Consider the following 22,955-nt stretch of genomic DNA (forward strand, 5'->3'; position numbering starts at 1 on the left):
GAAACAATGAAACTAGCTAACGCACTTCGTGCGGCGACAGCATTGTCTGTGATGACCACAGGCGCTGCCTTTGCTGACACAATTACGATCGCGACCGTGAACAACGGCGATATGATCCGTATGCAGGGCTACACTGACGACTTCACCGCCAAAACCGGACACGATGTCGAATGGGTTACCCTCGAAGAAAACGTTCTTCGTCAGCGTGTAACGACGGATATCACCACGAAAGGTGGTGCATTCGATATCATGACGATCGGCATGTATGAGACGCCGATTTGGGGTGCAAATGGCTGGCTCGTCCCCCTCGACAACTTGTCGGCCGAGTACGACGCCGGTGACATTCTTCCTGCGATGGCCGGTGGCCTTTCACACGAAGGCACTCTGTATGCTGCACCGTTTTATGGTGAAAGCTCGATGATCATGTATCGCACGGACCTGATGGAGAAGGCGGGCATGGAGATGCCGGATGCGCCGACATGGGACTTTGTTCGCGAAGCGGCAGCGGCGATGACCGACCGCGACAACGAAATCAACGGGATTTGCTTGCGCGGCAAGGCCGGTTGGGGTGAAGGCGGTGCTTTCATCACAGCTATGTCGAACTCGTTCGGCGCACGCTGGTTCGATATGGAATGGAACGCACAGTTCGACACCGATGCTTGGGCCAACACCCTGAATTTCTACAAAGGTATGATGGATGAAAGCGGTCCGGCTGGTTACGCGACCAATGGTTTCAACGAAAACCTGTCGCTGTTCCAGCAAGGCAAGTGTGGCATGTGGATTGACGCCACCGTTGCAGCTTCGTTTGTGACCAACCCCAACGACTCGACCGTCGCTGACAGTGTTGGTTTCGCTCTGGCACCGGATACTGGCCTAGGTAAACGGTCGAACTGGCTGTGGGCTTGGGCGCTGGCCATTCCGGCAGGCACACAGAAACAGGATGCAGCAACTCAGTTCATCGAGTGGGCAACCTCCAAAGACTATATCGAGTTGGTCGCCGCCAAAGAAGGCTGGGCAAACGTTCCTCCAGGTGCACGTACTTCGCTGTACGAGAACGAAAACTACAAGTCGGTTCCGTTTGCTCAAATGACGCTGGACTCGATCCTGTCGGCTGATCCGAACAACTCGACCGTCGAACCGTCGCCTTATGTTGGCATTCAGTTCGCCGCCATCCCAGAATTCGCAGGCATTGCCACTGAAGTAAGCCAGGAATTCTCGGCAGCCTATGCTGGACAGCAGAGCGTCGAAGATGCTCTGGCCAAAGCTCAGGCCATCACAAACGACGCCATGGAGGCTGCGGGCTACCGCTAAGCCGAATGGCAAGAATGCGAGGGGCGGCTGACTACGCCGCCCCTCGACCCCCAACCCAAACCCAAATAGCTTTACCTCGTTAAAGGCGGCTTGCCCGTCAACGAAGGAGATGTGTCATGGCGACCCAGCACTCACGATCAGCAGCCAGACTTATGATGGCACCTGCAGTGATCCTGCTTTTAGGATGGATGCTTGTACCACTGACGATGACCCTGTTCTTTTCATTCAAGAAATACCTGCCACTGCGCGGGGATTCAGTAGCCAACGGTTTGGAATGGGTGGGCTTTGCGAACTATGCCCGTTTTCTAAGCTCAAGTTCCTTTTGGCCAAGCGTCCAAGCTACTCTGATCATCGTCGGGGGCGTGTTGGTGATCACCATCGTCTTCGGGATTTTGCTGGCTATCTTGCTTGATCAGCCTATGTGGGGGCAGGGCGTTGTGCGCATTATGGTGATTGCGCCATTTTTTGTAATGCCCACTGTTTCGGCGCTGGTCTGGAAAAACATGTTCATGGATCCGACGAATGGCATCCTTGCACATCTTTGGAAGGCTTTTGGCGCAGAACCCGTGCAATGGCTTAGCCAAGCTTCCCTTCCGTCGCTTATCCTGATCGTATCCTGGCAGTGGCTGCCATTCGCGACACTTATCCTTTTGACTGCCATCCAATCGCTGGACAGTGAACAGCTTGAAGCCGCCGAGATGGACGGCGCGCCGGTTCTTAAGCGCTTTTGGTTTATCATCCTGCCGCATCTGTCGCGCGCAATCACAATCGTGATCCTGATCCAAACGATCTTTCTTCTGGCCATCTTCGCCGAGATCTTCGTGACGACGGGCGGTGCATTCGGCACCAAGACACTCTCTTACCTGATCTTCCAGCGCGTGTTGGAAAGCCAGAACGTGGGCCTTGGGTCCGCAGGGGGCGTCTACGCAATCATTCTCGCCAATATCCTCGCCGTCTTGCTGATGCGCGTCGTTGGCAAAAACCTGGACGCATAGGAGGGGCACATCATGGCACGCGCAGCGACAACACAACGCAAAGCTCTGAACACGGCCCTGGCTTGGCTGATCGGGTTCTTGATCTTCTTTCCGATCCTCTGGACGATCTTGACCAGCTTCAAAACTGAAGCTCAGGCCATTGCAAGCCCGCCGATCTTTTTGAACTTCGATTGGACTTTAGAAAACTATTCAGTGGTCCAAGAGCGGTCGGACTATATGCGGTTCCTGTGGAACTCAATCATCCTTGCCGGCGGTTCGACCATTCTTGGAACGATGATCGCGATCCCTGCGGCTTGGTCCATGGCCTTCGTACCCTCGAAACGCACCAAGGATATATTGCTGTGGATGCTGTCGACGAAAATGCTTCCGGCGGTTGGTGTTCTTTACCCCATCTATCTGCTGTTCATTCAGCTGGGGTTGCTGGATAGCCGCGCAGGTCTGGTCATCGTGCTGATGCTGATCAACCTGCCGATCATTGTCTGGATGCTTTACACCTATTTCCGCGAAATTCCGGGTGAAATTCTGGAAGCCGCGCGGATGGATGGGGCCACGTTGAAAGAAGAAATCCTCTATGTGCTCACGCCAATGGCAATACCCGGCATCGCCTCGACGCTTCTTTTGAATTTCATCCTCGCATGGAACGAAGCGTTCTGGACGCTCAACTTGACGGCCGTCGACGCCGCCCCGCTGACAGCCTTTATCGCGAGCTATTCCAGCCCCGAGGGCCTGTTCTTCGCAAAACTCAGCGCGGCCTCGACCATGGCCATCGCACCAATCCTGATCCTTGGCTGGTTCAGTCAGAAACAACTTGTCCGCGGCTTGACCTTCGGCGCAGTGAAATAAGGAAAGATCATGGGACGTATTGTACTCGATCAAGTATCCAAAAGCTTCGGCGAAGTGGAAGTCATCCCACCGCTGGACCTGACCATCGACGATGGTGAATTCACGGTATTCGTCGGCCCATCGGGCTGCGGCAAGTCCACGCTGCTTCGGCTGATCGCAGGGCTTGAGGATACCACAAGTGGGCACATCCGCATTGACGGAGAGGACGCCACTAATGTCTCCCCCGCCAAGCGCGGCCTGGCGATGGTATTCCAGTCCTATGCACTTTACCCGCATATGTCGGTTCGTAAGAATATCGCATTTCCGATGCGCATGGCGAAGATGAGCCAAGAGGAACAGGACAAGCGCATCGATGCGGCTGCCAAAGCGCTAAACCTGACCGACTATCTTGATCGGCGCCCCGGACAGCTTTCTGGCGGTCAACGGCAACGTGTTGCGATCGGTCGGGCCATTGTGCGCGAGCCGTCCGCCTTCCTGTTTGACGAGCCGCTTTCGAACCTCGACGCTGCATTGCGTGTAGGTATGCGCATGGAGATCTCGGAGCTTCACAAGAAACTTGATACGACCATGATCTACGTGACCCACGATCAGGTCGAAGCCATGACCATGGCAGACAAGATTGTTGTGCTGCAGGCGGGTGTGATAGAACAAGTTGGGACACCGCTTGAGCTTTATCGGACGCCGCGCAACGTCTTTGTTGCGGGCTTTATCGGCAGCCCGAAAATGAACCTGATTGAAGGTGCCGAAGCAGCGAAACATGACGCGCACACAATTGGTATCCGCCCCGAACATATCGATGTCTCGACGACGGAAGGTCTTTGGCAAGGCACCGTTGGTGTTGCTGAACACTTGGGATCTGACACCTTCATTCACATTCACGGCGTGCCCGGTTGCGAACCTATGACAGTCCGCACGGATGGCGAGTTCGGCGTGAAACATGGCGACACGGTTTACCTGACTCCGAACCTTGCACATCTGCACCGCTTTGATGCTGAGGGGTTGCGACTGGAATGAAACGACTTGCTGGCAAAACAACACTGATCACGGGTGCGGCACGCGGCATAGGGCTTGAATTTGTGAAGGCCTATGTTGCGGAAGGCGCACGGGTCGCGGTTGCCGATATCGACATGGCGCGCGCGCAAGCCGCCGTGCAGGAATTGGGCAGCGCTGCGATTGCCATCGAAATGGATGTGACCCAGCAAGACAGTATTGAAACCGCAGTCGCACAGACAGCAGATCAGTTTGGCGGGATTGACATCTTGGTCAACAACGCAGCCATCTTCACTGCCGCGCCCATTGACGAGATCACCCGGGACGACTTTGATGCTGTCTTTGCCATCAACGTGTCCGGTGTGCTGTTCACGATGCAGGCTGTTGCGCGTCACATGATTGCCCGCGGCGAAGGTGGTAAGATCATCAACATGGCCAGCCAAGCGGGTCGGCGTGGTGAAGCACTGGTCGGAGTTTATTGCGCTTCGAAAGCTGCAGTTATCAGCCTGACGCAATCTGCGGGTCTCAACCTTATTCAGCATGGCATCAACGTGAATGCCATTGCGCCCGGCGTGGTCGATGGCGAGCATTGGGACGGTGTCGACGCCTTCTTCGCGAAGTACGAAGGCAAGCCGCTTGGTCAGAAAAAGAAAGAGGTGGGCGAGGCCGTTCCGTTCGGGCGAATGGGCACCGCCGCAGACCTGACTGGAATGGCTGTTTTCCTCGCGACCAATGAAGCTGACTACATCGTGGCCCAGACCATCGGTGTAGATGGCGGGAACTGGATGAGTTGAAGATGGCCCATGCACTTGATCCAGCCCTCGTTCAGTTGAGCGATGAAAATCTGGCAGATCTGCTGCCTTCGGTGTCTTGCCCGACCTACGATCGTGCAAGCCTTTCCGCTGGAATTGTCCATATCGGGCTTGGAAACTTTCATCGCGCCCATCAAGCTTGGTACTTGCATTGTTTGATGCAAAACGGCGAAGCGCTTGATTGGGCAATCGTTGGAGCGGGTGTCCGCCCAAATGATGAAAGGCAACGCCAAAAACTGGCCACGCAGGATTATCTGACAACTCTGGTCGAACTGGATCCGGCCGGAACATCGGCAGAAGTCATTGGGCCGATGATTGATTTCGTCCCTGTTCAGCCGAGCAATCAGCAGCTGATCGAACGGATGGCGCAGCCCGATATCCGTATCGTATCCCTGACCGTGACCGAGGGCGGATATTATGTCGATCCAGTCGCCAAGACGTTTGACGCAACACATCCAGACATCAAGCATGACGTCGCAAATCCGGAAAGCCCGGCCACAGCGTTCGGCGCCATGGTGGCGGCACTTAAGATGCGGCGGGATCAGGGGATGGGGCCGTTCACCGGCCTTAGCTGTGACAACCTTCAAGGCAATGGTGCAGTCCTTCGGCAGACCGTCGTCTCGTTGGCGCGATTGACCGATCCCCAGCTTGCAGATTGGATCGACAAGAATTGCTCGTTCCCGAACTCAATGGTGGACTGCATTGTCCCAGCAACGGGTTTGAAAGAGATCGGGCTTGTCCGATCGCTGGGCATCGCTGATGCGTCACCTGTTACCCATGAAAACTATCGTCAGTGGGTGATCGAGGATGATTTCTGTGCAGGTCGCCCGGATCTGGACAAGGTTGGCGCCACGTTCACGGATCATGTTCATGACTATGAAGCGATGAAAATTCGTATCCTGAATGGCGGACATCAGATCATCGCAGGTGTCGGTGAAATACTGTCGGTCGCAACAATTGCTGACTGCATGGCGAACGCGAAGATCCGAAATCTCTTCCGGCGCATTACATTGAACGAGATTGCACCGCACGTGAAGCCAGTTCCGAGCATAACGCCAAAGGATTATGTCGACCTGATCGACCGCCGCTTCTCGAACCCGCGCATCATTGACACGACGCGTCGGGTGGCCTTTGACGGCTCGTCGCGGCATCCGGGATTTGTCATCCCAACGATCCGCGAAGGGATTGCGGCTGGCACGCCGATCGACGGTCTTGCTTTGGTCGAAGCAACGTGGGCACGCATGTGCGAAGGTACGCGCGAAGACGGCAGCCATATTGAGCAAAACGACCCGTTTTGGGATGACCTTCAGGAAACTGCCGTTCTGGCCAAAGCAGACCCTTCGGTTTGGCTCCGGCAACGGCAGTACTATGGAGATCTCGCGGACCAACCCCTGTTTGCGAACGCATTTTCAAACTGGCTCAATATGATCTGGTCAAAGGGTGTCGAGGCCTCCATCGATCAATTCCTGAAAGGCTAAGAGATGGCGTTCTTGGGTATCGACCTGGGCACTTCTGGCCTACGCGCGTTGCTCGTAGACACCGAAGGGAGTCCAATTGGCTCGGCTGAACGCGCCTATGCGACCCACCATCCCCGCCCTGGCTGGTCCGAGCAAAATCCCAAAGACTGGATTGATGCGCTTAACTCCGCAATGCGAGAATTGCGCGATGACCATCCAGAGTTCTCGGACATTAAAGGCATTGGTGTGTCGGGCCATATGCACGGCGCAGTCTTGGTGGATGAAATCGGTGATCCGATACGTCCCTGCATTATGTGGAATGACACCCGAAGTCATGAAGAGGCCGCGCGTCTGGACGCGATACCAGAGATGCGCGCTATTTCAGGAAATGTGGCGTTTCCCGGCTTCACCGCACCGAAACTGGAATGGGTGCGGGCGCATGAGCCAGAGAACCACGCTCGTATTTCCAAGGTGCTCCTGCCTGCTGCGTACGTGAATTGGTATTTGACGGGCGAATCTGTCTCTGATGTTTCTGATTGCTCGGGCACGGGTTGGCTGGATGTTCGTGAACGGGGGTGGTCTGAAGCACTCCTCGCCGCAGGCAACATGCACTCTAATCAGATGCCCAGGCTTGTCGAGGGATGCGACCCAGCGGGGGGACTCAGAATAGAACTTTTGTCGGACTGGGGGATCAAACACCCGGTGATCGTGGCCGGAGGCGCTGGCGACAATGCGGCAGCTGCATGCGGCATAGGTGCTCTTTCCGAAGGGCAGGGGTTTGTGTCCCTTGGGACGTCTGGTGTTTTGTTGCTGGCAAGGGATGGCTGTGATCCAGCACCGGAAACCGCGCTGCATAGCTTCTGCCACGCAATCCCAGGCCGGTGGTGCCAAATGGGCGTTATGCTTTCCGCGACCAATTCATTGAACTGGTTATCCCGCATCAGCGGGCAATCTCCCGCGTCACTGACCAAGGCGCTTGGAACGGAAATCAGAAATCCGAGCAAGGAATTGTTCTTGCCCTATCTGTCAGGTGAGCGCACCCCGCACAACGACGCACAGATCCGGGCCGCGTTCCTTGGTCTTGATACCCAGACTTCCCTTGATGACATGACGCGCGCAGTCCTCGAGGGGGTTGCCTTCGCACTGCGCGACAGTGCCGAGGCGATGAAAGCGACGGGTGCAGAAATCAAGAAGCTTTACGCGGTTGGTGGTGGCGCGGCATCACGTTACTGGGTGGAACTGATTGCAACGATACTTGGAACCAGCATCGCTTTGCCAAAGAGCGGTGAATTCGGAGCGGCCCTAGGAGCGGCAAGACTGGCGATTGTCGCCGCAACTGATGCACGTCCGGAAGAAGTGATGCATGCACCAGAGTTTTGTAAGAAGATCACCCCAAGACGCGATTTGATTCCGGTTTTTGACGATGCCTATGAACGGTTCAAAGACGCTTATCCTGCTATCCAGTCGTTGCAGTGACACTGCACGGTCTTCGAGTAACAATAAGAAGGTAAACCCAGATGATCCTTTGCTGTGGCGAAGCTTTGATCGACATGATCCCGGAAGCGACCCAATCAGGCCGAGACGGCTTTGTGCCCCATTGTGGCGGGGCCGTTTTCAACACCGCCATCGCCTTGGGGCGCTTAGGTGCGCACACGGGGATGCTGACAGGGCTTTCCAACGATATGTTTGGTCGCCAACTGGCAGATGCGTTGGGCGCAAGCCGTGTCGATACACGCCACGTCGTTACAAGTGACCGCCCCACCACATTGGCCTTTGTAAAATTGGTTGATGGTCACGCAAGCTATACGTTCTATGATGAAAACTCAGCCGGTCGAATGCTGATGCCAGAAGATATGCCGGCAAAGTTGACAGACGTCTCTGCGCTGTATTTCGGAGGCATCAGTCTGGCCTGTGAGCCGGGCGCTGATGCGTATTTGGCATTTGCCAAAGACCACGCTACCACACGAGCAGTTATGGTTGATCCAAACATACGTGCTGGGTTCATTACGGATGAAAATAGGTATCGTTCACGGTTGGACGTACTCATTTCTTTGGCGGATGTGGTCAAGGTTTCGGATGAGGATCTGAACTGGATCAACCAAACCCCGGTGCCGCTGGAAGAAAAGGCGCGGGCGTTGCTGGAACAAGGTCCCGCATTTGTCGTAGTCACGCGCGGCGGTGAAGGTGCGAGTGGGTTTTTGAACGAGGGCGGACAAATCGACGTTCCCGCGCAACGGGTTCAGATTGTTGATACGGTTGGCGCAGGTGACACATTCAATGCGGGCGTCATGGCCAAGCTGTCGGAACGTGGACAGCTGACGAAAAAAGCGCTTTCAGCCCTCACGCCAGAAATGGCATACGAGGCACTTGCCTTTGGTGCCAACGTAGCCGCCATCACTGTTTCACGCGCCGGAGCAAACCCTCCTTGGGGGGATGAGTTGTAATGGAGAATTTGGTCACCTTCGAGATGCTACTCGATGAGATCAAGTCGCGCGCAGACGGTGATAGGCGCATTCTCGTCGGCATCGCGGGACCGCCCGGTTCGGGCAAGTCCACACTTGCGGAAGACCTTGCTAATGGCATCGGTATATCCGCGGCGGTTTTGCCCATGGACGGCTTCCACCTAGATAACGCAACACTGCGGCAGAAAGGCCTTTTGGACCGAAAAGGTGCGCCCGAAACTTTTGACGCCGTAGGCTTTGTCGAACTGGTCCGCGCGTTGAAGCACCAATCAAGCCTGACTTACCCCACCTTTGATCGCGACGCTGACAGTGCCATTCCTGACGGAGGACGCATTGATGCCGGTTCAGATATTGTCTTGGTCGAAGGGAACTATCTGCTTCTCGACCTTCCACCTTGGTCCGAACTTGCCGCGCTGTTTGATATGACGGTAAAACTTGTTGTCGCCAGATCAGAGCTGGAAAGGCGGCTAACTAAACGATGGCTCGATCACGGGTTATCACCAACCGCTGCAAAAAATCGCGCGCATGAAAATGACATGCGCAACGCGGATTTGGTATTGGAAAGCTCACGGGCATCCGACTTTGTTGTTCAGGCCGGTTAGGTCTTAATCTCCATTACCTCAATGGAATTTGTTGTAGCGCGCCAGTTGTTTTGTGTGCGTTGCCGCTTTTTCAAACTTAGCGAAACTTCCAGTCTGGGTTCTATGAGGTGTCCCTCGATAAAGATCGGACAAGATTGCATAACTTGGATATTGGCTCGTCCCGGTTACCCATTCGCGGCAGTCGACAAAGCGTTCAATACGACAACTCCGGATAGGATCAGGCCAACGCCGAGATAGGCAAAGCCGTCCAGTTTTTGCCCGAACGCCATGGCGCCAAGCAGCGTAACGCCAGCGATACCACCACCAGCCCATACCGAATACGCTACCGCGACCGGCATGGTGCGCACGACAAGTGACATGACGTAAAAGGCTGTTCCGAAACAAAGAAGCGTCAGGCCTGCAAAGCCAAGCTTGGTGAATCCATCAGACAGCTTAAGCGAAGCGGTTGCGAGTATTTCGATCGCGACACCGATCGATAACAAAATCCAGTGCATGCGTAGTCTCCTTGATTGGTTTCAATGCGGTCGTCCAGCTTCAAAGCTGTCACGCGACCTTATCCCCTGAACTTCGGGAAGACCTTGGGGTCAACGCTTGCCGCTGACAGCAGTCCGCCCCAAAGCGCACCGGGTACGCCGGGGCTCGCAACGTCCTGCCCTGCCAGATAAAGCCCTGGGATTGGTGTCTGGGCCCGCAAAGCGTCGCTCATGACGCGCTCGGGCGTTACATCGAGCCCATAGAACGCCCCCTCGCGATGTCCGGTATAGGAAACGGTGGATAGTGGCGTTGCCAGTTCGCAATGAACGATCAGCTTTGCGAGATCGGGGAAGTAACGCTCGAACTGCGCCATCATTGTCACTTCGACTCGACGTTTAAAATCGGCGTAGTCTTCGCCGCGTTCCCGGGCGGGTTGATCTGCCCACTTTGCCACCGAGTCCCAGTCGGACCAGACCATGAATTGCCCCATGTGCTTTTGCTTCGGACCGGGGTCATGCTTCGGGTTCTTGAGCGACCCAAAAGAGGCGACCATGCAAGGTGGCTCACCATCCGGTGCCGATGTCCAAAGCGCGTCGACCTCTCCGGTTGGATAGATCCAATGGTTCGCCTTTGTGGCACCAGCGGCTTCGATGTCACCTTCAAAGCCAATAAACAGGGTGTAATGCGCGATGCTGGAGGGCAGAGCACGGATTTCCGCGATCCAGTCCTCATGGCCGCAATCCGCTGGCAAAAGGTTGTCGATGGTTTCGCGTACCCCGATATCCGAAATCACAGCGTCTGCGCGGATCTCCGTGCCGTCGTCAGTGCGGACACCAACAACAGTGTCGTCCTCAATCAGCAGCTCTTCGACGCGGACGCCTGCGCGGGTTTCTCCACCGTTTTTTGCAATGGTCGGTGTGATGTGATCGGCAAAGGCGGCGCTGCCGCCCACCGGATACCAAGAACCACTCCAAAGGTACCAACCTGAGATCAAGGCATGCATGGCGAAGCTTGCCTTGCTGGGCAGACCCCCGTGATCGCCCCATTGTGCAGCCATTGCCGCAGCAAGCTCTGGGTGGTCGGTGATGTCGTCGATGACCTCTTTTGTCGTCCGCGCGCACCATTTCGCAAGCGCGCGGCGGTTCCACCAGTCAAGCATGTCTCCTGCAACTTCGGGCATCGCGCGAGTCGGGAAGATCTTGTACATCGCCGCACGACCTTCGCGCAGCGCATGCGTCCAAGCTTCGATGGCTTCTGTCTGGTCTGGGAAGCGGTCCTTCAGATCGCGTTCCTGGGCTTCGTAGGGGCGCGAAAGCGGCAATGGCTCTGACCATCCGATGTGCAGGATGTCATAGACCGATCCCAAGGATACGAAATCAATGGGTGTTTCACACAGCCAATCCAGCATCTCGCGATTGCGATCTTCCGGCGCCATACCGCCCAGATAATGAAGACCAACATCCCAAGTGAATCCGTCGCGCGAGAAGCTGTGAGTCAGACCACCAAGCGTTTGGTGTTGCTCCAGCAACAGAACCTTATGTCCGACACGGCTTAATGCTGCACCTGCCGTCATACCCCCGATGCCCGAGCCGATAACGATGGCGTCCCAATGATCGTTTTTCGAATTGATCATAGTATAATCCTCCAAAGTTCGATGAGTACGCTTTGCCTGCGACCGCTGGGCATTGCGTCTGAATATACAGTCTGGGGGCCGGTTAATACGCGCCCCTCGCAATCAATAAACTCTGCTCAAAACCTCATGTACCGAACCGCATTTTCGAGTTCGAAATTGGGCTTATGGCGGCAAGCTAGCATGGGTGCTGTTTAGGTGCATTGAGGTGCGTCAATGACGGTTTGGACCAATTGCGCCATAAGTAAACGAGACGGGAAAGGAAGTAGGTGGAACAGATTTTGTGGAGGTCTCGTTGTGAAAGGCGCAGTACTATATACGACCAAGTACGGTAGCACCGCCGAGTATGCTGGTTGGATCGGCGAAGCAGCCGAATTGCCAGTCTTGAACGTCCAGAAAGATAACGTCGATCTGGATGCTTATGATTTTCTGATCCTCGCAACGCCGGTGATTTACTACAAGCTTCTAATCACCGATTGGGTGCAGGAAAATCTGGCCAAGCTCGATCAGAAACCCGTCATCATGGTAACCGTGTCTGGTGCGCCTCCCGGCCCGAAGCTTGATGCTTGGGTGGGTGATAGCTTGCCGACAGATTTCATCGCGCGGGCAAAGCATGTCGCGTTGCGTGGGCGTCAGGTGCCGGGCGAGCTTAGCTGGTTTGACCGAATGATGTTGATCATCGCAGCATGGAAGAACCCCGATCCCGTGGCCAGCGAGGAAGAGCTGAAAGGGTTCGACTACATGGACAGAAACAGCATTGCGCCGGTCGTGGCGCTGGCAAGGAAATACCAGTTGTGCACGCCCGCAGCGGCGCAAGATTTTCCGGTGATGTGAGGTATCCAATGACCAGTAAAATCGACCAGGTTGATGACTATATCGGCAAGTGCAATGCACCCGTCGTGCCGCTGTTGAAGGATTTGAGGGCCTACATACACGCGACCTTGCCGGGTGCGTCGGAAGATATGCAATATGGCGTCCCTGTCTTCCTCAATGCACATGGAGCGCCCGTGCTTTATCTGTTCGGATCGAAAGAGTACGTGAATTTCGGTTTTCTGCGCAGCTCAGAGCTTTCAGATCCGAATGGGGTGCTGGAGGGGTCAGGAAAACCAAGCAAGCACATTCGCGTATTGCCGGGACGTCCGGTCGACTGGGCTGGCCTGACTGCGTTTGTCACGCAATGCGAAAGTATTAGCTCAGACGCTCGTAACACAATGCATTAGCAAGGAATGGAGAATTCGTGATGCCGGTAACTCCAAACGCTCTAAGTGAAATGGGAAAGTTTGATAAAGTCGTTGCTACTGATGAGGAGCGACCGAACCCGTCATTCAAAGAAACTGCATTGCCCGGCTTCAAGAAAGCTGTGCAAGGACGGCGTGCCATTCGGATTTTCGACGGTGTTCCTTTGCCCGAGGACGTTATGCGCGATTGCTTGCGCGACGCTATTCTTGCCCCTAGCTCTTCGAACCTTCAATGCTATGAGCTTTATTGGATTCGGGATGAAGAGAAGAAAAAGCAGATTGTTCCGCTTTGCTTAGGTCAACCCGGTGTCGAAACAGCAGGGGATATTGTCGTCGTCGTGTCGCGGGTCGACGATTGGGAGGCTCACCTTAAAAAGCTGGTGGGCATTATGACTAATAACGGACAGAGGCCGTTAAAAGGGCCGATCCTAGACTACTACGAAAACATTGTTCCGATGTTGATGAAAACTGATCGCTGGGGATTCAATAACATCAAGCGGCGGATGATGTTTTGGATCAGGGGTAGAACCCAACCAACTCCAAACGGCCCCGTACGGCGCGCGGATCACCGAATCTATGGCCACATTCAAGCGAGCTTGGCCGCAGAAAACCTGATGCTTTCGATTGCAGCTCACGGGTATGAATCTTGTCCGATTGGCGGGATAGATAGCCGTGGAATTGGGACGCTGTTGGGGCTTCCTCCTATGGCAGAAGTCACGTTGGTGATAGGCGTGGGAACCGGTATGCCTGAAGGCTTGTTCAGCCCGCGAACAAGGTTTCCATTCAGTGATCTGGTCAAAGAAATTTAGGCTTCAGGACCACAAGCACTGATGCCGGGAATGGCGATAGATTTGAGAGGGTATTCTGCTTCGATCAAACCTTAGTAATGACACATCAGGAGAGGCTGATGCACTATGAAGACCAAGATTACCGCCGTGCGGGCGTCATTGTCGGTTTGCTGTTCATCGTAGCGACCCTATTTCTGTTCTTGGGGGAAGCGTTCTATCGATCTTACCTCGATCATACGGCTGTTCTGACCATCGCGGCAGAAAACAAACCAATCATCATCTTCGGCCTCTTGATCGAGCTGATCTGCATCCTCGCGATGCCTTTAATTGGCGCGTTTATCTATCCGGTTCTGCGTCGGGTCAGTACTCGCTTTGCTTTGACTTACTTCTTTTTCCGCAGTCTTGAAGGCATCATTCTCATCAATGTGGCGCTGACCAACAAGTTTGCCCTGATCACGCTCAGTGATGCGGTGGCGATGGGGGCCGATCCGACCTTGGCGGAAAGCGCTCGGATGCTGGTCGAAGCCCAGAATGCTTGGGGAAACACGGACGGATTGCTCTACAATGTAATCTTTGGGCTGGGCGCTCTGTGTCTCTATTCAATGCTCTTTCAAGCCAAGCTCATTCCGCGTTGGATCTCGGTCTGGGGGGTGATCGCAATTGCCATTTTGATGGCTCTTGTCATCGCGGCGATGCTTTTCCCCATGCCAGCTTGGACAGCTCTGCTCTTGGTTCCAATCGCAGTGCAGGAAATGGTCATGGCGCTTTGGTTTATCTTCCGCGGGTTCGATTTTGGCACACTGGAAGCCGACAATGCCGATACAGCTGAGGTCACATCATGAACGGCTCAACACATCGCTTTGTTGTGCACCGACGTGGCGGGCCCGAGGTGCTGCAGTGGGAAACCGTGGACTTGCCTGAGCCGGGCCCGGACGAAGTGCGCGTGCGGGTGGAGGCGTCAGGCGTTTCGGCCTATGACGTCATGCTGCGCGGCCATCGGTTTCCGGGGTTTCCTTCGCTCCCCTACACGCCGGGAGAAGATATCGTCGGTGTTGTCGACAAGGTTGGCGAAGATGTCACAGATCTGCAAGCTGGACAAAGAGTAGGCTGCTGGACCTTCGGCGATGCCGGTGGATATTCCGAGTATCTGTGCCGCCCTGCCGCCGAACAGGTGCTTGTGCCTGATGGCCTCGACCCTGCGGTTGCCGTGGCGATAATCATCAACTATCTGACGGCAAGCCTGGCGCTTCACCAAGCGGCCAAAGTCAAGGCGGGTGATCGGCTGCTTGTTCAAGGCGCTGGGGGCGGTTTGGGCAGCGCACTTTTGCAGTTGGGACACGCGGCTGAATTGCAAACTTTCGGTTGTGATGCGCTTGAAAAACATCCACAGATCCAGTCCGACGGGGCGCAGCCAATCGACTATCGCTTGGATGATGTCTTGGCGCATACCCGTACTTTGACCGACGGTGGCGCCGATGTGGTGATTGACCTTGTCGGCGGCGCGCGGCAATTGCTGCGCTCCTGGCGAATGCTTCGCCCCAATGGCAGGCTTTTGATGCTGGGCATGGCCGGCTCTCTGCAATCCGGCACTGGGATCATTCTGCCAAGCCTCTTATTGCTGGGATTGATGGCGATCTGGCCTGGTGGGCGACGACTGGCCAAGGGACCTGGAATGGACACCTACCCCCGCGCTCACATGGACTGGTACCAAGAGACCTTAGCCGGTTTTTTCGATATGGCGCTGGAGGGGCGGCTGGTTCCACGCCTAGCCCAAAGGGTGCCGTTAAGTGACGCAACGAAGGCGCATGCGATGCTGGAGCGCGCCGAGGTCTCAGGAAAGATCGTTCTGGTTTCGGACAGCTACGGGACCATCTAGATCTCTCATTATTGTTGAAAGAGTGTAGGCGCAGTAATCGACACCTCGCTGCGGCGCGGTCTGTGTCGGACAATACGATTTCACCTTCCTAACGATCTCAACCGAGGTCCTCCGCATTGCGGCGAACGGCCTGTCCGCAGTTGCGCGCGATCGGAGAAAGCTCAGAGCCGGCGACAAACGGGCGCGTTGCGCCTTCGCCTGTAAGTTGTTGTTGTGCGCCAAAATGCAGACACGAACCACCTGCGACTTGGATCAGCTTCGCATCAATGCATTGCTGGGGTCGTAGGGCGACGGGGCTATGACGGTGGCCGTAACACGATCTCCGCACAGGTCCAGATCCATAGTGCAGCCTTCATTTGCCAAGTCCGGCTCGACGAAGGCGAAGGCAAGGTTCATGCCGACACGATGTCCCCAGTCGCCCGAGGTGATGGTGCCGATCACTTTGTCGCCCTGCATCAACGAGGCTCCGCCATGTGCAGGTGCGTGGGTGGCATTGATTCTCAGAGATACCAACCTTTGGTTTGGACCGGCGGCATGACGCTTTTCCAAGGCCTCTTTGCCGATGAAATCTGCGTCCTTACCCAGCTTCACGAAGCGGTCCAGCCCGGTTTCGAACGGATCGAATTCGGTGATCAGTTCGGCTTTCCAGTGCAGGAAGCCTTTCTCCATCCGCATCGAGTCAACTGCGCGGGCACCGAAGAGTTTCAGGCCGTGCGCTTCACCTGCTTCGCGCAGCGCAAGATAAGCAGCATAGAGCGAGGAATTGGGCACGTGGATTTCATAGGCAAGTTCCCCCGAAAAGCTGACCCCCATGACCGTTGCAGGGGCAAAGCCGATGAAGCACTCGCGCACAGACAACCAGGGTAAAGCCTCTTTCGACCAGTCACCGCGCGAACAATCCGATAGCACCGCTCGCGCCTTCGGTCCGGCCAGAACCAAGATGGTCTGATCATTTGTCAGCGACCTGATCTTAACGTTTTCACCTTCTTGGATATGGGCCCGCAGCCAGTCCATGTCGTGATACTCCGACGCGGCAGCCGAACCGTACCAGACCCTTTCTGGGCCGCGATCTGACGCGGGCAAGTTGGCGACTGTGGCCTCGGACTTGATCATCCCGTGATGGTTCAGAAGATAGCCAAGACCAACCCGGCCGTCGCGTTTGGTGACGGTGCCGCAGAACATGCGATCAAGGAAGTTGTGGCGATCTGACCCGGTGATTTCAAACCGGTTGAAGCCGTTGACCTCGCACAATCCAACATTTTCCTGAACGTTTTTGACTTCTGCGCCAATGACGTCAAAGGCTTCGTCAAAGTTGAACGACAGGGTTGGGTGAAAGTCGGGCGAAGGCTTGATGTAATCCATCCGCTCCCACCCGTTGACTGTGGTGAACTCCGCGCCCTCGGCGGCAAGGATCGGGGTCAACGGTGTGGTCTTCGCGGGACGACCTGCCGGGCGGTGTTCGTGCGGGAAGTGGAAGCGGAATTCATTCTGATAGTCTTCAATCGCCTTCAATGCCGTCAGTTCCACATTGGTGTGACCGGTGAAGCGGCGCGGGTCGATGCACCAGGTGTCATAGCACGCCTCGCCATGCACGATCTGTTGCGCCAGCAACCAGCCGTGACCGCCGCCTTCGCCAAGACCCGCGCGCAGCCCGATGATGCAGTATGCATTACGTTTGCCGGGGATCGGGCCAACCAGTGGGGCGCCGTCGATCGTATAGGTGATCGGACCGTTGACGATGGATCGGATGCCGGTTTCTTCGAGTGCCGGCATGCGCTCGAACGCACCGGCCAGCACGTCCATCACCCGGTCAAGATCGTCGGGGCAGAGCGCATTGACGAAATTCGGATCGATCCCGTCCATACCCCAGGTCTTGCAATCCTGTTCGTAGAAACCGACCAGCAAACCGCCCTTTTCCTGACGACTGTAATAGTCTGAAATCGGGCAGCGCAGCAGAGGCATGCGATGGCCAGCCTCAGCAATGGCCGGGATATCTTCAGTCAGGAAGTATTGGTGTTCCATCGAGGCGACGGGGTGATGGACACCCATCATCGCACCCACTTCGTTCACACGATATCCGCAGGCATTGACCACGATATCGCAGTCGATATCTCCTATTTCCGTATGCACGGTCCAGGTGTCGTCCTTGTGTTGAGTCAGCGCGGTGACGGGCGTGTTGCGATATACCTCGGCCCCGGCTTTGCGGGCGTGGAAGGCCAGCGCCTGACAAAGCTGCGCTGGGTCGATGTCGCCGTCCAGCGGGTCCCAAAGCCCACCCAGAAGGTTGGTGGTGGAAATCAGCGGGTGGCGTCGGGCGCATTCTTCGGCGTCAACTACCTCTAGGTCTACACCCATGCCGCGCGCCATTGAGGAGAAATGGCGGTAGCCCTGCATTTGCTCTTCGGTATTGGCCAAACGGATGCCACCATCAGCGTGGTGATAGTTGATCGGGTAGTCCGGGTTCTCGGACAGCTTTTTGTAAAGGTTGATCGAATGCGTCTTCAGCCCAACCATCGTCTGGTTGCCCCCGAAGTTTGTGACCTGTGCGGCCGAGTGCCAAGTGGTGCCGCTGGTCAGCTCGTTGCGTTCCACCAGAACCACATCGTTCCAACCTTCTTGCGTCAGATGATAAAGGGTAGAGCAGCCAGCAATGCCGCCGCCGATAACGACTACCTTGGTCCGCGATTTCATGTTTGGTGCCTCCACACTCTCAGGTCCATTGGATAGGGCTGTAGTGGGGTTGCACAATCCGGCAATCACAAATCCCAGAAAATCGAATGTAATATTTGACAAAGCCACACTTAACCGCGAACAGCTTTGCCCTTGGCGCAAGCTGCGATGAGATCGCAGCCCACCTCGTTTTTCAATCTGCCGAGATTTTCAGAGCCGAATGCAAAATGCTGAGGTGGATCAGCTTTGTTCGTCCGCATCCGTCAACAGTTGAAAATCGTGCAGCAGCCAGGGCGTGCTGGTTGTTACCTGCTCAACCACCTGACGTGAAAAGAGGCGTCGTATGGATTCAGCGATCGTCGTGGCCAGTTCTTGGGGATAGTAGTCGGTTGTGAAAAGAGAAATCGTGCGTACGAAGTTTTTCATTGGCAACGGCAGAAGTGTAATTCGGTCGTGAAAACGCTTGGTACGGACAAAGTGAGACGGGGTAGTGATTGTCCAACCAATCTCTTCTGCCACCATACCCATTATTGAATGATTGCTTTCCAGTTCGAACCGATTTTCCAATGTAACCTTGCTTCGGCGTAGGTGGGTTTCGATCAGATTTCCGATAATCTGTTCACGCGAGTAACGCAGGAAAGGCAACCCAGAGCCGTCCTGTAGCAATTCCTCGGCTGAGATTTTGTTCGACTTTGGAACGGCCAGAACAAACGGGTCGCGCAGCAACGGGTATTCGATCAATCCTGGTACATCGTGGGGGGGGCGTGTCGCAACGCCGACATCCAAGTGTTGTTTCTGAAGAAGTTCAAGAATCTCGTGGCTTGGACGCGTATAGTATTTGAAGATGCATTTGGGCATGGCCCTCATCAAGAACTGCATCAATTCGGGCGCGACCTCACTTTCGAAGTCTTCAACGATTCCAAGGCGAAGATTTTGCGCTTCGATTAGATTTCCCGACGCCAGTTCTATTTCCCCTCGCCGGATAAGCCGCAAACCCCCATCAATGTAACGAAGAAAAATGGTTCCCACCGGTGTCAGGACCATCGGTCGGCGTGTGTGATCCAGCAGGCTGACACCCAAATCATCCTCCAAACGGCGCAAATGGTGTGAGACGGTGCTGATTGATAGCCCTGTGTCAGCGGCAACCTTACGAGCAGATCCGGATTTGGCCACAAGCTGGAATATTTCGAGGCCCCTAAGGCTCAATTTCGTAAGTTGCATAGTCTGCCTTCCGAATGGGTTTCAGACGAAGCTAGCATTTCGAATAATTAGAAACTACAATTTAATTATCTTGGAACGGTCTCGTTTTCAGAGATTTGAGAAGAAATCTATAGTGAAGTACCTGAGGCCATCTAAAAAATGTGTCCGTCACAAAGGCGGGCTGGTCAAATTACCAACCGGGAGAAAACCATGAAATCTAAATCAATCAGGCAAGCTGTATCCGCTCTGGCTGCCGGAGCTGCTATGTTGACGGCGTCACACGCGAGTGCCGAAGAAATCACAGTTGCGTATTTCCTCGAATGGCCGATGCCGTTCGAATATGCGAAACAAATGGGAACCTATGACGAAGCGCTGGGCGTCAAAGTCAATTGGGTCAGCTTTGAATCTGGCGTGAAAATGTCTGCCGCTATGGCTTCAGGCGATGTGCACCTGTCGGTCAGCCAAGGCCTGCCGCCTTTCGTAGTTGCCACATCGGCCGGTCAGGACCTGCAAATCCTTGATGTTGCCGTGTCCTATGCTGACAACGACAACTGCGTTGTGCGTTCGGAACTGGAAATCGACAAGACCAATGCGGGTGAACTTGCTGGCAAAAAAGTTGCCGTACCGCTCGGCACCGCTGCTCACTATGGCTTCCTGAAGCAGATGAGCCACTTCGGCGTGGATGTTGGCAGCATGGAAGTTGTCGACATGGATCCGCCTGACGCAGCTGCTGCCATCGCTCAGGGTTCGATCGACATGTTCTGTGGCTGGGGCGGCTCGCTGCGCCGTGCGCTTGAGCACGGTAACGTTCTGCTGACCGGTGACGAGAAAACCGAACTGGGTATTCTGGTATTTGACGTGACTTCGGGTCCTGCGGGCTGGGTTGCCGAAAACGGCGAACTGGTATCCAAGTTCCTTAAAGTAACCGCTGACGCCAACGCCATGTGGGCCGACGAGGCCAACCAAGCCAAGATGCTTCCGGTGATCGCCAAGGACGCAGGCATGGACGAAGACGCCACCATGGCGACGATCTCGACCTTCAGCTTCCCAACCGTGGAAGAGCAACTGGGTGAAGGCTGGCTGGGCGGCAATGCCCAAACCTTCATGAAGGGCGTGGCCGACGTGTTTGTTGAAGCGAAAAGCATCGACAGTGCACTCGACAGCTATGACAGTGCCGTTAACACTGGGCCGCTGACGGCCGCAGGTGGCATGTAAAGCGTAACTCTTGCGCGGCCCGGCATGTCCGGGCCGCTGCAACATCTTCGCAGCTGCTCATCCATTCCTTCGGGTGGCCCCGTGAGGGTCACATGAATGGAAGCGATGAACAGACTGAGCAAAGCAACTTACAATCAGGAAAGGCAGGCCATGTCGGGACTGTCCATTGAAAACGTCTCTATGCGTTTCGACCTGCCTAACGGCAGCTCGGTGCAGGCATTGAAAGACGTATCGCTACATCTAAACGAGGGCGAGTTGATGAGCGTGCTTGGCCCATCGGGCTGTGGCAAAACTACGCTTCTTAATATCGTCGCAGGGTTTCTGGCTCCCACCGAAGGGCAGGTGGTGATGAACGGTCATACCTGTATTGGACCCGATGCCGAGCGCGGCATGGTGTTCCAGCAGGGTGCGCTTTTCGAATGGATGGATGTCCGCGAGAATGTCAGCTTTGGCCCACGTATGAAGGGTCAGAAAGAGGCGCAGTGGGGCGAGCATGTCGATCATTTGCTTGATGTCACCGGTTTGGGGGACTTCAAGGATAAAGCGATTTACGAATTGTCAGGCGGCATGCAGCAGCGCGTTGCCTTGGCCCGCTGCCTTGCCAATGATCCAGATGTCATTCTGATGGATGAGCCCTTGGGCGCGCTGGATGCGCTGACCCGCGAAAAGATGCAGGGGCTGGTATTGAAGCTCTGGAAAGAGACCGGCAAGACCATCATTCTGATCACCCACTCTGTTGAGGAAGCACTGCTTCTCGGCGAACGCCTGCTGGTGATGGCCCCCCGTCCTGGGCGCATCCACAAGGAATACCGTCTGCCCTTCGCTGATATGGGCGTTGGCGCCGACCTGCGCGAAGTCAAGAAACACCCTGAGTATGGACCGACCCGCGAGGAAATCCTCGAAATGATCTGGGACATGGAAGAGGAAATAATGGGACGCACGGAGGACAACCAATGACCGGCTTCATCATTCTTCTCGTCTATATCGCGATCTTTGTGGGGTCGTTTTTTGTCATCAAGTTTTTCGTACAACGTGCGCGGGTGGACTACACCTCGCTCAAAACTGTCACCTTTGGCGATGAAAGCGCAGTGGTCTCGAACCGGTGGGCCAGCGTCATTTCGGTGGTCACGATCTTCTTGATCTGGGGCGCTTTCACGGGGTCGAAATTGGTGCCCGGCTTCTTGCAGGCACCATCACCGTTTGTTGGGGAAACCACGTTTAATTACACGCTGGACGATGGCAGCGGCAATCGCGACGATGCCACCGTCTTTGTCCGTGTTTTCAACTTCGGCGAAGACGTCGTGAAATTTGAGGTCGAGCCGGGCGATGGGATCGCTAAGGATGACGCCGTCGCCATGACTGCGTCGCGCACACAAACGGTCCTTTTCGATAAAAACGATGATGCCAAACGCAAAGAAGGTGCATCGGTCGTTGCCATCGAAGGCGAGCCAATTTCCGCAGGCGCGGTCGTCACCAATGACAAGGGCCGCTTCACCCTGACTGACAAAGGCGCGATCAGTTTCACGCCGCCCAAGGGTTTGCAAATGGATCCGGTCTATCTTCCCCCGCCCGAAGCGGTGGTGGATCGCGTGATTGAGATTGGCAGCGAAGGCTATCGAGGCAGCACGCTTGCGGTGCATCTCGGCTATTCGCTGTTCCGCGTGATCGCAGGCTTCGTTGCTGGCGCGCTGGTTGGTATCCCGCTGGGTTATGCGATGGGTCTGAATGGCTGGTTCCGCGGTTGGTTCGACCCGATTGTCGAGTTTATGCGGCCGGTGCCGCCATTGGCACTCATCCCATTGATCATCATCTGGTTCGGCATTGGCGAAGCTGGCAAGATCATCTTGCTGTTCTTGGCGGCACTTTGGATCATGGCCATTGCCGCGCGGTCTGGCGTATCAGGGGTGAACATCTCTAAGGTGCATGCCGCGTATTCGCTGGGAGCGAGTAAATGGCAGATCATGCGACACGTGATCGTGCCCAACTCTCTGCCCGAGATCTTCACCGGCGCCCGCGTGGCGATGGGGGTCTGTTGGGGCACCGTCGTGGCCGCCGAACTGGTTGCCGCTTCCGAGGGCGCAGGGATGATGATCATGGTCGCTTCCAAGTTCACCCTGACGGACATCGTTTTGATGGGGATCATTCTGATTGGCGTGATTGGCTTTGGCATCGATATACTGATGCGCAAGGCCGAGAACATCCTGGTGCCGTGGAAAGGCAAACACTAAAGGCTGTACGCCATCATTGAACAAATACGCGCCGGGCTTGCGAGTCCGGCGCGTTACGTTTTGCCTGACCTTAGCGTCCCGCTGACAAGGAAGGCCCTTGGTTAAACCCCGGTCACCAGCGCCAAACGCTTCCACTTTCAATTTAACGCAGCGAGATTGAGTTC

Annotated in this window: 21 protein-coding genes; 17 read left to right on the top strand and 4 right to left on the bottom strand. The window is 55.4% G+C overall.

Annotation, left to right across the window (positions count from 1 at the left end):
* Positions 1 to 6 precede the first annotated feature (6 nt).
* From MWU55_RS10255 to MWU55_RS10295, 9 genes are all read left to right on the top strand, one after another.
* On the top strand, positions 7 to 1,311 hold the full coding sequence (locus tag MWU55_RS10255) for a sugar ABC transporter substrate-binding protein (RefSeq protein ID WP_246936086.1): 1,305 nt from the start codon (positions 7 to 9) through the stop codon (positions 1,309 to 1,311).
* A 116-nt stretch (positions 1,312 to 1,427) separates the two neighbouring features.
* Positions 1,428 to 2,306 (top strand): sugar ABC transporter permease, encoded by an 879-nt coding sequence (locus tag MWU55_RS10260; RefSeq protein WP_142854484.1) that lies wholly within the window; start codon positions 1,428 to 1,430, stop codon positions 2,304 to 2,306.
* 12 nt (positions 2,307 to 2,318) lie between these two features.
* Entirely contained in the window at positions 2,319 to 3,149 is an 831-nt protein-coding gene (locus tag MWU55_RS10265; protein WP_142854483.1) for a carbohydrate ABC transporter permease, read from the top strand.
* Positions 3,150 to 3,158: 9 nt separating this feature from the next.
* On the top strand, positions 3,159 to 4,163 hold the full coding sequence (locus MWU55_RS10270) for an ABC transporter ATP-binding protein (RefSeq protein ID WP_246936087.1): 1,005 nt from the start codon (positions 3,159 to 3,161) through the stop codon (positions 4,161 to 4,163).
* A complete protein-coding gene (locus MWU55_RS10275; protein ID WP_246936088.1) occupies positions 4,160 to 4,933 on the top strand; it encodes an L-iditol 2-dehydrogenase in 774 nt (257 codons plus the stop codon). Before MWU55_RS10270 ends, MWU55_RS10275 begins: the two co-directional genes overlap by 4 nt.
* A gap of 2 nt (positions 4,934 to 4,935) precedes the next feature.
* On the top strand, positions 4,936 to 6,429 hold the full coding sequence (locus tag MWU55_RS10280; RefSeq protein WP_246936089.1) for a mannitol dehydrogenase family protein: 1,494 nt from the start codon (positions 4,936 to 4,938) through the stop codon (positions 6,427 to 6,429).
* 3 nt (positions 6,430 to 6,432) lie between these two features.
* Positions 6,433 to 7,884 (top strand): xylulokinase, encoded by a 1,452-nt coding sequence (gene xylB, locus MWU55_RS10285; RefSeq protein ID WP_246936090.1) that lies wholly within the window; start codon positions 6,433 to 6,435, stop codon positions 7,882 to 7,884.
* A 41-nt stretch (positions 7,885 to 7,925) separates the two neighbouring features.
* Positions 7,926 to 8,852: a carbohydrate kinase gene (locus tag MWU55_RS10290; protein WP_246936091.1), complete on the top strand. Its 927-nt coding sequence runs from the start codon at positions 7,926 to 7,928 to the stop codon at positions 8,850 to 8,852.
* Positions 8,852 to 9,472 carry a phosphoribulokinase gene (locus MWU55_RS10295; protein WP_246936092.1) on the top strand — a complete coding sequence of 207 codons (621 nt, stop codon included), beginning with the start codon at positions 8,852 to 8,854 and terminating at the stop codon, positions 9,470 to 9,472. The genes MWU55_RS10290 and MWU55_RS10295 overlap by 1 nt, the downstream gene beginning before the upstream one ends.
* A gap of 164 nt (positions 9,473 to 9,636) precedes the next feature.
* Here the strand turns inward: MWU55_RS10295 and MWU55_RS10300 are convergent, their stop codons facing one another.
* Positions 9,637 to 9,966, bottom strand: coding sequence for a multidrug efflux SMR transporter (locus tag MWU55_RS10300; protein ID WP_246936093.1), 330 nt, complete (start codon positions 9,964 to 9,966; stop codon positions 9,637 to 9,639).
* 59 nt (positions 9,967 to 10,025) lie between these two features.
* On the bottom strand, positions 10,026 to 11,579 hold the full coding sequence (locus MWU55_RS10305; protein WP_246936094.1) for an NAD(P)/FAD-dependent oxidoreductase: 1,554 nt from the start codon (positions 11,577 to 11,579) through the stop codon (positions 10,026 to 10,028).
* 294 nt (positions 11,580 to 11,873) lie between these two features.
* Between MWU55_RS10305 and MWU55_RS10310 the strand changes: the two genes are divergently transcribed.
* From MWU55_RS10310 to MWU55_RS10330, 5 genes are all read left to right on the top strand, one after another.
* On the top strand, positions 11,874 to 12,410 hold the full coding sequence (locus tag MWU55_RS10310) for a flavodoxin domain-containing protein (RefSeq protein WP_246936095.1): 537 nt from the start codon (positions 11,874 to 11,876) through the stop codon (positions 12,408 to 12,410).
* 8 nt (positions 12,411 to 12,418) lie between these two features.
* Positions 12,419 to 12,796, top strand: coding sequence for a DUF1801 domain-containing protein (locus tag MWU55_RS10315; RefSeq protein ID WP_246936096.1), 378 nt, complete (start codon positions 12,419 to 12,421; stop codon positions 12,794 to 12,796).
* A gap of 20 nt (positions 12,797 to 12,816) precedes the next feature.
* Positions 12,817 to 13,623 carry a nitroreductase family protein gene (locus MWU55_RS10320; RefSeq protein ID WP_246936097.1) on the top strand — a complete coding sequence of 269 codons (807 nt, stop codon included), beginning with the start codon at positions 12,817 to 12,819 and terminating at the stop codon, positions 13,621 to 13,623.
* A gap of 98 nt (positions 13,624 to 13,721) precedes the next feature.
* A complete protein-coding gene (locus MWU55_RS10325; RefSeq protein WP_246936098.1) occupies positions 13,722 to 14,444 on the top strand; it encodes a DUF4386 domain-containing protein in 723 nt (240 codons plus the stop codon).
* Positions 14,441 to 15,478, top strand: a complete 1,038-nt coding sequence (locus tag MWU55_RS10330) for a zinc-binding dehydrogenase (RefSeq protein WP_246936099.1) — start codon at positions 14,441 to 14,443, stop codon at positions 15,476 to 15,478. Before MWU55_RS10325 ends, MWU55_RS10330 begins: the two co-directional genes overlap by 4 nt.
* A gap of 252 nt (positions 15,479 to 15,730) precedes the next feature.
* Here MWU55_RS10330 and MWU55_RS10335 read toward each other — a convergent pair whose 3' ends face one another.
* Positions 15,731 to 18,169 carry an FAD-dependent oxidoreductase gene (locus MWU55_RS10335; protein ID WP_246936100.1) on the bottom strand — a complete coding sequence of 813 codons (2,439 nt, stop codon included), beginning with the start codon at positions 18,167 to 18,169 and terminating at the stop codon, positions 15,731 to 15,733.
* A 219-nt stretch (positions 18,170 to 18,388) separates the two neighbouring features.
* Complete coding sequence (locus tag MWU55_RS10340; protein WP_246936101.1) at positions 18,389 to 19,369, bottom strand: LysR family transcriptional regulator; 981 nt, start codon at positions 19,367 to 19,369, stop codon at positions 18,389 to 18,391.
* Positions 19,370 to 19,558: 189 nt separating this feature from the next.
* Between MWU55_RS10340 and MWU55_RS10345 the strand changes: the two genes are divergently transcribed.
* The 3 genes from MWU55_RS10345 to MWU55_RS10355 all read left to right on the top strand — a co-directional run bounded on the left by MWU55_RS10345 (position 19,559) and on the right by MWU55_RS10355 (position 22,791).
* Entirely contained in the window at positions 19,559 to 20,563 is a 1,005-nt protein-coding gene (locus MWU55_RS10345; RefSeq protein WP_246936102.1) for an ABC transporter substrate-binding protein, read from the top strand.
* Positions 20,564 to 20,713: 150 nt separating this feature from the next.
* Positions 20,714 to 21,520, top strand: a complete 807-nt coding sequence (locus MWU55_RS10350; RefSeq protein WP_246937864.1) for an ABC transporter ATP-binding protein — start codon at positions 20,714 to 20,716, stop codon at positions 21,518 to 21,520.
* Positions 21,517 to 22,791 (top strand): ABC transporter permease subunit, encoded by a 1,275-nt coding sequence (locus MWU55_RS10355; protein ID WP_246936103.1) that lies wholly within the window; start codon positions 21,517 to 21,519, stop codon positions 22,789 to 22,791. The genes MWU55_RS10350 and MWU55_RS10355 overlap by 4 nt, the downstream gene beginning before the upstream one ends.
* Positions 22,792 to 22,955: the final 164 nt, after the last annotated feature.

The sequence above is a fragment of the Aliiroseovarius sp. F20344 genome, assembly GCF_023016155.1.
Lineage (GTDB): Bacteria > Pseudomonadota > Alphaproteobacteria > Rhodobacterales > Rhodobacteraceae > Aliiroseovarius.

Excerpts from the sequence above, each read along its gene's own strand:
- MWU55_RS10255 (WP_246936086.1), top strand. The coding sequence starts at position 7 with ATGAAACTAGCTAACGCACTTCGTGCGGCGACAGCATTGTCTGTGATG.
- MWU55_RS10260 (WP_142854484.1), top strand. The coding sequence starts at position 1,428 with ATGGCGACCCAGCACTCACGATCAGCAGCCAGACTTATGATGGCACCT.
- MWU55_RS10265 (WP_142854483.1), top strand. The coding sequence starts at position 2,319 with ATGGCACGCGCAGCGACAACACAACGCAAAGCTCTGAACACGGCCCTG.
- MWU55_RS10270 (WP_246936087.1), top strand. The coding sequence starts at position 3,159 with ATGGGACGTATTGTACTCGATCAAGTATCCAAAAGCTTCGGCGAAGTG.
- MWU55_RS10275 (WP_246936088.1), top strand. The coding sequence starts at position 4,160 with ATGAAACGACTTGCTGGCAAAACAACACTGATCACGGGTGCGGCACGC.
- MWU55_RS10280 (WP_246936089.1), top strand. The coding sequence starts at position 4,936 with ATGGCCCATGCACTTGATCCAGCCCTCGTTCAGTTGAGCGATGAAAAT.
- xylB (WP_246936090.1), top strand. The coding sequence starts at position 6,433 with ATGGCGTTCTTGGGTATCGACCTGGGCACTTCTGGCCTACGCGCGTTG.
- MWU55_RS10290 (WP_246936091.1), top strand. The coding sequence starts at position 7,926 with ATGATCCTTTGCTGTGGCGAAGCTTTGATCGACATGATCCCGGAAGCG.
- MWU55_RS10295 (WP_246936092.1), top strand. The coding sequence starts at position 8,852 with ATGGAGAATTTGGTCACCTTCGAGATGCTACTCGATGAGATCAAGTCG.
- MWU55_RS10300 (WP_246936093.1), bottom strand. The coding sequence starts at position 9,966 with ATGCACTGGATTTTGTTATCGATCGGTGTCGCGATCGAAATACTCGCA.
- MWU55_RS10305 (WP_246936094.1), bottom strand. The coding sequence starts at position 11,579 with ATGATCAATTCGAAAAACGATCATTGGGACGCCATCGTTATCGGCTCG.
- MWU55_RS10315 (WP_246936096.1), top strand. The coding sequence starts at position 12,419 with ATGACCAGTAAAATCGACCAGGTTGATGACTATATCGGCAAGTGCAAT.
- MWU55_RS10320 (WP_246936097.1), top strand. The coding sequence starts at position 12,817 with ATGCCGGTAACTCCAAACGCTCTAAGTGAAATGGGAAAGTTTGATAAA.
- MWU55_RS10325 (WP_246936098.1), top strand. The coding sequence starts at position 13,722 with ATGCACTATGAAGACCAAGATTACCGCCGTGCGGGCGTCATTGTCGGT.
- MWU55_RS10330 (WP_246936099.1), top strand. The coding sequence starts at position 14,441 with ATGAACGGCTCAACACATCGCTTTGTTGTGCACCGACGTGGCGGGCCC.
- MWU55_RS10335 (WP_246936100.1), bottom strand. The coding sequence starts at position 18,169 with ATGAAATCGCGGACCAAGGTAGTCGTTATCGGCGGCGGCATTGCTGGC.
- MWU55_RS10340 (WP_246936101.1), bottom strand. The coding sequence starts at position 19,369 with ATGCAACTTACGAAATTGAGCCTTAGGGGCCTCGAAATATTCCAGCTT.
- MWU55_RS10345 (WP_246936102.1), top strand. The coding sequence starts at position 19,559 with ATGAAATCTAAATCAATCAGGCAAGCTGTATCCGCTCTGGCTGCCGGA.
- MWU55_RS10350 (WP_246937864.1), top strand. The coding sequence starts at position 20,714 with ATGTCGGGACTGTCCATTGAAAACGTCTCTATGCGTTTCGACCTGCCT.
- MWU55_RS10355 (WP_246936103.1), top strand. The coding sequence starts at position 21,517 with ATGACCGGCTTCATCATTCTTCTCGTCTATATCGCGATCTTTGTGGGG.